Raw genomic sequence first — 9,106 nt, 5'->3', positions numbered from 1 at the left:
GGCGGGGGGCCGCGAACCACGCCTTGCCGAGCGCCGTCGCGGCGTACGCGCAGGTGACGGCCGCGATGGCCGTGGCGCCGGCGCGGCGCGGCGAGCCCGCGACCCCCTCGCTCGCGAACCAGTAGCCGACGGCGAGCATGGCGAAGAGCAGCCACGGGTCCGCGAGGTGGGTGACTGCCGCGAAGACCACGACGACGGCCTCCGGGAGGGCGTCGACGACGGCGAACTCGCCGATCCCACGCTCGGCGGCGACGAGTCCCGTCACGCGTCCGTCGTCCGGTCAGTCATCGCCGCGGCGGCGGGCGTAGTCGAGCGCCTTCCCCGGCGTTTCGATCAGGTTGAGGCCGATACCGACGACGACGAAGATCGTGTACAGGCCGAGCGTCGAGAGTCCGAGGACGACGATGGCGCCGACCGCGTAGATCCCGTCGAGGGAGGTCAACGCGGCGAGCGTCAGCACGGTCCCGTACAGCAGCACGAGGTACGGGCCCCAGCCGCGGGCGTGGCCGCGGCGCATCCGCGAGCGGACGTACCGCTTCAGCTCCGACTCGACCTCCGGTTTGTCGACCGTCCGGCGTTCCACGTCGTCCTCGAACTCGTCGAGCTGCGACCGCAGCTCCCGGACCTCCGCTTCGAGGGCGGCGACGTCCGGCGCGCCGCGCGGCCGTTCGCCGTCGTCCCCCTTGGGATCCGACTCGCCGTTCATACCCGTGGGTCGGTCGCGGTCCTGTTGTAACTGCCGGTCCGCGGCGTCGTCGGTGCCGTCGAACGCGGCGGCGGGACCGCCGCCCCCGGCCTCCCCGGAGTCGTCGCCGCCAGTCCCCCGCCCGGCGAGCACCACGTTGACCACGCCACCGAGGACGACGACGACGGCGGCGAGGTACAGCCACGTGACCAGCAGGAGGATGCCGCCGATGACGCCGTACACCTCGTACTGCGCGGCGCCCGCGGCGTACACCTGAAACCCGGCCTGAAGCAGCGTCCAGCAGACCGCCGCGAACGCCGCGCCCGGCAGCGCCTCGCGGACGGCGATCGCCGGCTGCGGCAGGAGGTAGTACATCGGGAGGAACACGACCGCGAGGAGAGCGGGCAGGGCGAGGACGCTCGCCGCCTCGATCAGGGGAAGCGCGTCCGCGGCCGCGACGAACGCGCCCACGGCGACCATCACGCCGAGGCCGACGCCGACGCCGACGACGACCGAGGCGGCGTCGGCGACCTGCTTGAGGAGGCCGGGCGCCTCCTCGCCGCCGTACAGCGAGACGAACGCCGTGTCGAGCCCGCGGAACACCTTCAGCGTCGACCAGATCAGCAGCCCGACCCCGAGCAGGCTCGCGCCGGTCCGCCCGCCGGCCGAGGAGACGGCCCCGACGACCGCCTCCTCGCCGGCCGGCGTGAGGAACTCGCCCGTGGACGCCACCAGCTCGGCGGCGATGGTCTCGCCGAAGACGGCGGTGGCGACGACGACCAGCAGCAGGAGCGCGGGGACGAGCGAGACGAACGCGTAGTAGGCGATGGCGGCCGCGAGGAACGTCACCTGCCTGTCGACCGCGAGGTCGGCGACGCGTCGAACCGTCCCGAACGCGGTGCGCGAGTGTCGAGACACGTCACGCGTTTCGACCGACCGCGACAAAAGCGGGAGGGTGCCGGGCGCGGCGCGGGCGGGCGCTCGTGGGGTGGAATTCGCGGCGGGAGCGAACGCGGCCGCGGCCCCGTCAGTCCGCGTTGTCGCCGAGGACCGCCTCGCGCATCTCGGGGATCGACGCCGTGCTCTTCACCGCCGTGCCACGGTAGTGCGCGCGGCTCGCCTCGTGGCCGGCCCCGCGGACGCGCTCGACGAACTCGTCCATCCCGATCGCGGGCTCACCCCACTCCTTGTACAGCCGGTGCTGGTCGTAGTGCGTGGGGGTGTCGAGTTCGCGAGCGACCGTCCCGAGCAGCTTGCGCGCACGCTTCGCCTCGCCCATGTCGTCCGTCACCTCGCGGCGGACGGCGCGCGCGAAGTCGGCGTCCGCGACCGGGCCGAGCCAGATCGGACCGGCCGTGAGGACGCGGTCGCTCCCGCACTCCGGGCAGGCGTCGACCGGGTCGGCGACGTGCCCCGGCGTCGCCGAGCGCCAGAGGCAGTCCTCGCAGTGGTCGACGTACCCCACGCCGTCGAGGCAGTCGTCGGCCGCGCGGGCGCCCGACTCCAGTTCGAGGTAGGTCCGCGCGTAGTGACGGGAGACGTGCGAGAGGATCGGCGTCGCCGCCTTGTCGTAGCGCGCGGCGGTCCGCACCAAGGCGGATATCAGCGTTCGGAGCCCCATCTCGGGGTGATAGTCGGTGTTGCGCGGGACCGCGCCGTACTTCCGGATCCCGCTGTTGAGGTGGGCGCCGCACAGCGGCGCGGTGTCGGTGGCAGTGACGCAGACCAGGTTGCGCCCGTTCGCGAACGCGGCGTCCGCGAAGGGGATCGGTGTGCCGTACGGGTCCAGATCGACGACGTCGAACGGCCCCTCGTCGTACAGGAGGGCGTTGACGTCGCGGTGGACCGCCTCGCCGTCGAGGCCGTTGGCGTCGAGGTTCGTGGCGGCGAGCTCGACCGCGTCCGCGTCGACGTCGGCGCAGGTGACCCGATACCCCTCCGCGGCGGCGCGGACCCCCCTGACCCCGGAGGCGGCCATCGCGTCGAGGTACGAGGCGACGCGCGGTTCGCGGTCGCGGTAGGCGCGCAGCGTCGCGACCGTCACGTCGCGGTTCAGCTCCTGCGTCGGGTTGAAGAAGACGCCGCCGCCGGTGCCCTTGCTGGCGCCGTCGCGAGCCTCCGGGACGGAGACGGTGAGTCCGCCCTCTTCGATGTCCATACGCTCGATTCGACCATCCGGCCTAAAAGGGTCGCGCTCCGGGTCCGGGGGTGCGCTCCGGATCTCCGGGCGCGGGGCGCGGACGCCCAACGAGGGAGGCTTTTACGCCGCGGGCTCGCAAGGTAACCGTATGAACGGATATCCCACGCGGCGGGCGAGCGCGGTCGACGAGGAGACGGAGGGCCGGGAATGGTAAGCCCGGCGCGGGTAGACGCGGCGACCGACATCGCGTACGGCGCGCTGATCGTCCTGTCGATCGTGTTGATCGCGACGACGCAGGTGAACAACGTCGCGATCGCGTTCGGGATCGGGGTGTTCGCGTCGTACGTGATCCACGTCGTGTGGAAGATGGCCCGCTTCGATCCGGACTGGATGACGCGCGAGGTCGCCGACCAGGTCGGGAAACAGGTCGAAGAGAGCGTCGGCGAGACCGTCGACAAGGAGGTCGAGAAGACCGTCGGTGAGACGGTCAACAAGGAGGTCGAGAAGACCGTCGGCGAAACGGTGAGCAAGGAGGTCGAGAAGACCGTCGAGGAGACGGTCGGCGAGAAGGTGGAGGAGACCGTGAGCAAGGAGGTCGAGAAGAGCGTCGGCGAGACCGTCAACAAGGAGGTCGGCGAGGTCGCCGACGACGTCAGCGACACGGTCAGCGAGGAGGTCTCGGGCAAGGTCGAAGAGACCGTGGGCGAGACGGTAGAGAAGACCGTCGAGGAGACCGTCGGCGAGAAAGTCGAAGAGACGGTAGAGAAGACCGTCGAAGAAACCGTCGGCGAGAAAGTCGAAGAGACGGTGGAGAAAACCGTCGAAGAAACCGTCGGCGAGAAGGTCGAAGAGACGGTGGAGAAAACCGTCGAAGAAAAGGTCGAAGAAGCCGCCGAGGAGATGAGCGACGACGAAGAGGACGCGGCGGACGAAGCCGCTGCGAGCGATCGGTCCGACGCCGTATAGCCGGGGCGACCGCGGCCGGCGGTCTCGGTGGGATCGAGCCGAGCGGTGCGTCTCCGAGCGAAAGGCGACCAGCCGGAACAACCCGATCTGGTCACGCCTCGGAAGTCGCGGGCGATAGCGGCCGAACCCGACCGGTCGCTCCCCTAACGCCGAGTTCTCGATCCGTTGTCGACGCGAAGCGTCAGGAACCGACTCGGCGCGATACTGTGTCGTTTGAATTTACACCGACGGAATCGACAGCTGGCGATGTACCGGAGGTACCCGTACGTCGTCGTGGCTCGGTGAACGTTGAGCCGGCCGTTGTATCCGCATCCGCGCGGGGGGCGTCGGCTTCCGTCTGTTCGACCGGTGTTTCGATAGATTCTGGTTAATCGTCGGCGATCGCCTCGGTCTCGTCGAGTTGCTCGAAGAAGCCGTCCGAGTCGGTCACTTCGACTCCCACCGGTAGGAGACTGCTGAGTACGACGCAGTCGCTCAGGGTCGAAGAAGAACGGAAAGGAGTGGATGTTCGCTACTCGTTGCCGAACATCTGGCGCATCATCGGGTGCATCTCCATGAGCTGCTCTTCGGCGATCTCCTCGTACAGCTTGTACGTGATAGAGACCGCAAGCAGTAGCCCGGTGCCGGAGACCTGCCCGATGGTGCCGAGCAGGTTCGCCATCACGGCGAGCAGCCCGACGAGGGCGCCGCCGATGACGGTCACCTGCGGGATGTACCGCTCCATGACCTTCTCGACGACCTGCGGGTTCCGGCGGAACCCGGGGATCTGCATCCCGGAGTTCTGGATCTGTTTCGCGGTCGCCTCCGGCCCCATGCCGGTAGTCTCGACCCAGAAGATCGCGAAGATGGCGCCGCCGACGATCATGAACGCGAGGTCGATCGCGAGCCGGATCGCGATCATCCACGGCTCGACGGACGCCGGTATCTCACCGAGGAACCACATCCACTGCCCCCGGCTCTGAATCGGGTTCAGGTAGTAGAACAGCCCGCCGATGGGCTGCCCCTGCTCGCTGTAGGTCCCGAGTATTGCCGGCATCCCCGCCCACTGCGAGGAGAGGATCTGGCCGAGGAACTGGATGTTCGCCTGCAGCGCGCGAACGAGGATCATCGGGAGGACGGACGCGTAGATGAGCTTCACCGGGAAGCGTCCACGGGCGCCCTTCACGCGGGCGTGCGACAGCGGGATCTCGACGCGGACCGACTCCGCGTACACGACGATCCCGAAGATGAACACCGTGGTGAAAAGCGCCAGAATGTTCCCCGGATCGAAGAGGAGATTCTGGAGCCCCTCCGCCGTGAACGGCGACATCGACACCGGCACGTCGCCGAAGATGACGCCGTACCAGCTCGCGAAGAAGCCGGAGGCGCCGAGTGCGGAGAAGCTGAAGAAGCCGCCGACGATCTGCTGGCTCACCGACGCGATGATGAACAGCCCGACGCCGGAGCCGACGCCCCACTTGCTCACGATCTCGTCCATGAACAGGCTGAGGATGCCGCCGACGAAGATCTGCGCGAAGATCAGCACCTGAACGCCGAACGTCCCGATGCCGAGCGCGCTCGCGACCGCGTCGTCCGCGGGGAGGAACCCCCCGGTGAACACCATCGGCGCCGCCGTGAGGGCGGAGACGATGATCACCAGCAGCTTCTGGAGGCCCTGATAGAGGACCTGGTCGCGCGGGTCGTTCTCGGTGTCGAGCCCGAGGAGGTTCGCACCGCCCAACAGCTGGAGGACGATGGACGCCGTGACGATCGGTCCGATACCGACCTGTAGCAGCGACCCGGACGACCCGGCGAGCACCGACCGGAACTGCCCGAAGAAGTCCGACCCCTGCCCGACGGCCAACCCGAACGGGTTGATGTTGGTCAGGAAGAAGTAGACGATCAGGATTCCGGCCGTCCACGTAAGCTTCCGTCTGAACGGGACGTGTCCCGCGGGCCGCTCCACGACGGGCATCCGCGAGAGCACCGGTTCGGCGGCCTCCTTCCAGCTCATGTTACGCCTCGTCGTTCTCGTCGTCGGAAGTGTTTTCCGGTTCGTCAGCGGGCTCTTCGGCGCGCTCGGAGAGCGTCGCCTCGCCGCCCGCCTCCTCGATGAGCTCGACCGCACCGGTGGTGAACGCGTCGGCCGTGACGCGGAGTTCGCGGCGGACCTGCCCGCCGCCGAGCACCTTCACCACGTCAGCCTCGTGGCCGTCCTCAACGACGTCGCGCGCGTCGAAGACGTACGCGTCGCCGTCCTCCTCGGCGAGACCGTCCGCGGCGTACAGCGCCGCGTCCTCGTCGAGCTTCTGGATCTTCACTTCGAGGACCTCCGTCTGAGCGTCCTCGGGGCGCTTGAACCCGTGCTTGCCGAGCGGACCGTAGTTGTGGTACTCGTGTTTCGCGCGACCGGCCGCGCCGCGACCGCCGCGATGCCCGGCGCCGCGCCGGTTCTTGTGCGTACCGCCGCCGTGCGTCCGAGAGCCGCGCTGTCGTCGTTTCTTGCTCGTCATCGCATCGCCTCCAGGAGACTGTCGATCTCCTCGGTGGTGTGTTTCCCGAGTTCGCCGCCCTCGATCACGGGGTGTTTGATGCCCTCGTGACCGCCGCGGGGGGCGTGGAGCCGCAGCGTCGGCGAGAGACCCTGCTCGCGCAGCGTGGTCTCCTCGTCGACGAGCGCCTCGGCCAGCGCCTCCAGGTCGGCGTAGTCGGTGTTGTCGTCGATCCACTCGTCGTCGACGTCGGCCGAGCCTTCGAGCGGCTCGCCGCGCCGCGCGATCGTTCGCGCGACGGCCTCGACGCTCGGTTCCCCGAACGCGACGACATCGTTGACCTTCGCGATCATGCCGCTGTACGAGTCCGTCTCGGGGACGAGCGTCGCATGGTTGACGCGCCCGACGTTCAGCATGTCGAGCGTGTCCTCGACGCCGGACCCGAGATTAACCTCGCCGCGGAGCTGAACGATCGCCTGCATCACTCGCTCACCTCGTCGTAGTGGACTTCGCGCGCGTGCTGGGGCGTACGGGACTGCGCCGCGTTCTCCAGCGCGTTGAACGTCGCCTTCGCGAGGTTCACCGTCGTGCGCGTGTTGCCGTCGGAGTTCGTCCAGGCGTCCTCGACGCCGGCGAGCTCTAGGATGTTGCGGACCGTCTCCGCGGCCGCGAGGCCCAGCCCCTGCGGGGCGGGCTTGATCTCGACGGTGACGGAGCCGGCCTTGCCCTTCGCCGTGCGGGTCAGGGAGTTGGTGCCGCCGGGCTGGTCCTCCCAGGACCCGGAGCCGCGGTCCACCGAGATGATGTTCAGCTTCGCGACGTCGATCGCCTTCTGGATCGCGCCGCCGACCTGGTCGTCGCGGGCCTGCGCGTAGCCGAGGTAGCCGTCGCGGTTGCCCACGGCGACCACGCAACGGAACTTCACGCGGCGGCCGGAGTCGGTCATGCGCTGGACCATGTTGATGTCCAGCACCTCGTCTTCGAGCCCCGGGAGGAGCTGGTCGACGATCTCGGCCTCCTTCAGCGGGAGCCCGGACTGGAGCGCCTGTTCCATCGACGTGATGTCGCCGTCCTGTACCTTGCGGCCGAGTCGCGTCCGCGGTTCCCAGCCGTCGTTGTGTCTACTCATGGTCCTCCTGGATTGTCGCGAGCACGTCGTCGAAGTGCTCGGGTAGCTCGCTGGCGTCGAACGCGCCGCTGTACAGCGGCTCGTCGAGCTGCTCGGCGTAGTCGGCGATGTGTTCGCCGCGCGTGCGCGACCAGTCGGCCAGCACGTCGTCGTTGTGCGGGATCTCGAGGCCCGCGTCAATCGCTCCTTCCTGTACCGCGAACGTCTTGTTGCCGGGCGTCGCCGTGTTGAGCCCGATGTCGAGGACGGCCTCGTCGAGGCCGGCGTCGACGGCGCGAGCGCCCGCGAGGTACCCGGTGAGGTACGCGCTGGGGAGGTTGCCCGTGGGGGCGTCCCAGCCGTACTCGCCGAGCTCCTCGCTGGAGGCGGCCGCGTGGGTCTCGTCGCCGTCGGATCCGGGGGTCACCAGCTGCGCCCTGACGTGAGCGTTGCTCACCCGAGCGACCAGGCGAGGCTTGCCCGATTTCAGCAGGCGCAACCTCTGATGGTAATCCGTCCGGACCTCGCGGCGGCGCCGCATCGGCACCTTGTATCGTGGTCCTGTCGCCATTAGTCCGTCACCTCGTAACCGTACTGCGTCTCGATGAACGCCTCGAGACGGGCGACGTCCTCGAAGTCTCCCCCGCTCGCTTTGTTGTACAGCGTGCGGTACTCGGAGGCGTCGAGCACGTCTTCGTCGTCGCGAAGCTCCTTCAGGCGGGCCCGCTGTGCGCGGATGCGCGCCTTCCAGTCGTCTTTCGTGTCCTGTCGCGCGCCGGAGCGACCCTTGCGGGAGCCGGCGCCCGACTGATGCCCGTACGAGCGCTTGTCGGCGCGCTCGCGGGCGCGACCGCGCGAGTTCGTCTTCGCGTCCTTCGCGCGGATCGTTCCCTGTTCGATGAGCTCGCGGACGTCCTCGCGGGTGATGGCGTCCTCGATCTCTTCCTGTGCCTCGGGGTCGAGCCAGACGCGGCCCTTGCCGACGTCGAGCTCGTCCGCTGCGAGCCGTTTCTGCGCCTTCAGATCACTCATCGTCGACCTCCACTTCGACGTAGGTCGGGTTCAGCACGCGAATGCCGCGCTCCTCCGCCTCGTCTTCGATCAGTTCGCGCTTTCGACCGCCGACCTTCGAGGCGATCCGCACCGCCTGCGTGTCGCCGTCGACGCCCTCAAGATCGTCCGTGTTGTGAACGCGGACCTCCTCGAAGCCGCTCGGGTGTAGGTCGCGCGACGCCGTCGGCGAGCGGAAGCCGGCCTCGACGACCGGCCCCTTCGACTTCATGCGACGGCGCTGCTTGGAGAGCCCGCCGCGCGGCTTGCGCCACGACGTCGGGATCCGCTTTTTCTTGTGGTAGTCCTGCCGGTTGAACTGCGGTTTCCCCTCGCGGTGCTTCTGTGCGAGCGCGCGAGCGGTCTCGTCGTCCAGTTCCGGCGTCTTGTCGGCGTGACCGCGGGGCCGACGCTCCGTCTCGACCGTCTCGGACTCCTCGGCCTCGTCGACCGGCTCCTCCTCGTCGGTCTCGTCTTCGATCTCCGCGTCCGCCTCCTCGTCGACCTCCAGCCCGCCGACGTCGGCCTTGACACGCGCTGCGAGCGCGTTGCCGACGCCGTCGACCTCGGAGAGCGCCGACTGGGAGGCGGCCTTCCCGTCCTCGACCGTCTCGTAGCCGGCCTCGCGAAGCGCGTCCGCCTTCGAGGGACCGACACCGCTGATGTCTTCCAGTTCGTCTGCCATC

The 9,106-nt window shown here is 68.9% G+C and carries 10 protein-coding genes and 1 pseudogene; 1 reads left to right on the top strand and 10 read right to left on the bottom strand.

Annotation, left to right across the window (positions count from 1 at the left end; all coding sequences use genetic code 11):
* The 3 genes and pseudogenes from B9H04_RS10955 to B9H04_RS10945 form a co-directional block, all read right to left on the bottom strand.
* Positions 1-265 (bottom strand): annotated as a pseudogene (locus tag B9H04_RS10955) (phosphatase PAP2 family protein); the annotation flags it as partial.
* A gap of 15 nt (positions 266-280) precedes the next feature.
* Positions 281-1,603, bottom strand: a complete 1,323-nt coding sequence (locus tag B9H04_RS10950) for a YihY/virulence factor BrkB family protein (protein ID WP_049930209.1) — start codon at positions 1,601-1,603, stop codon at positions 281-283.
* Between the two features lie 109 nt (positions 1,604-1,712).
* A complete protein-coding gene (locus B9H04_RS10945) occupies positions 1,713-2,843 on the bottom strand; it encodes a tRNA (guanine(26)-N(2))-dimethyltransferase (RefSeq protein WP_049930208.1) in 1,131 nt (376 codons plus the stop codon).
* Between the two features lie 189 nt (positions 2,844-3,032).
* On the opposite strand from B9H04_RS10945, the gene B9H04_RS10940 reads away from it, so the two are divergent.
* Positions 3,033-3,791 (top strand): hypothetical protein, encoded by a 759-nt coding sequence (locus tag B9H04_RS10940; protein WP_049930207.1) that lies wholly within the window; start codon positions 3,033-3,035, stop codon positions 3,789-3,791.
* Positions 3,792-4,302: 511 nt separating this feature from the next.
* Here B9H04_RS10940 and secY read toward each other — a convergent pair.
* From secY to B9H04_RS10905, 7 genes are read right to left on the bottom strand one after another with little or no spacing between them, the layout of a single operon-like run.
* Positions 4,303-5,784, bottom strand: coding sequence for a preprotein translocase subunit SecY (secY, locus tag B9H04_RS10935; protein ID WP_085682702.1), 1,482 nt, complete (start codon positions 5,782-5,784; stop codon positions 4,303-4,305).
* A gap of 1 nt (position 5,785) precedes the next feature.
* A complete protein-coding gene (locus tag B9H04_RS10930) occupies positions 5,786-6,283 on the bottom strand; it encodes an uL15m family ribosomal protein (RefSeq protein WP_049930203.1) in 498 nt (165 codons plus the stop codon).
* Positions 6,280-6,744: a 50S ribosomal protein L30 gene (locus tag B9H04_RS10925; RefSeq protein ID WP_049930202.1), complete on the bottom strand. Its 465-nt coding sequence runs from the start codon at positions 6,742-6,744 to the stop codon at positions 6,280-6,282. The genes B9H04_RS10930 and B9H04_RS10925 overlap by 4 nt, the downstream gene beginning before the upstream one ends.
* Complete coding sequence (locus B9H04_RS10920) at positions 6,744-7,391, bottom strand: 30S ribosomal protein S5 (RefSeq protein WP_049930200.1); 648 nt, start codon at positions 7,389-7,391, stop codon at positions 6,744-6,746. Before B9H04_RS10920 ends, B9H04_RS10925 begins: the two co-directional genes overlap by 1 nt.
* Complete coding sequence (locus B9H04_RS10915; protein WP_049930198.1) at positions 7,384-7,941, bottom strand: 50S ribosomal protein L18; 558 nt, start codon at positions 7,939-7,941, stop codon at positions 7,384-7,386. The genes B9H04_RS10920 and B9H04_RS10915 overlap by 8 nt, the downstream gene beginning before the upstream one ends.
* A complete protein-coding gene (locus B9H04_RS10910) occupies positions 7,941-8,402 on the bottom strand; it encodes a 50S ribosomal protein L19e (protein WP_049930197.1) in 462 nt (153 codons plus the stop codon). Before B9H04_RS10910 ends, B9H04_RS10915 begins: the two co-directional genes overlap by 1 nt.
* Positions 8,395-9,105: a 50S ribosomal protein L32e gene (locus B9H04_RS10905; protein ID WP_085682701.1), complete on the bottom strand. Its 711-nt coding sequence runs from the start codon at positions 9,103-9,105 to the stop codon at positions 8,395-8,397. Before B9H04_RS10905 ends, B9H04_RS10910 begins: the two co-directional genes overlap by 8 nt.
* Position 9,106 lies beyond the last annotated feature (1 nt).

Source organism: Halorubrum ezzemoulense DSM 17463, from assembly GCF_002114285.1.
Taxonomy (GTDB): Archaea; Halobacteriota; Halobacteria; order Halobacteriales; family Haloferacaceae; genus Halorubrum; species Halorubrum ezzemoulense.
This window is presented reverse-complemented; position numbering and strand designations above follow the sequence as displayed.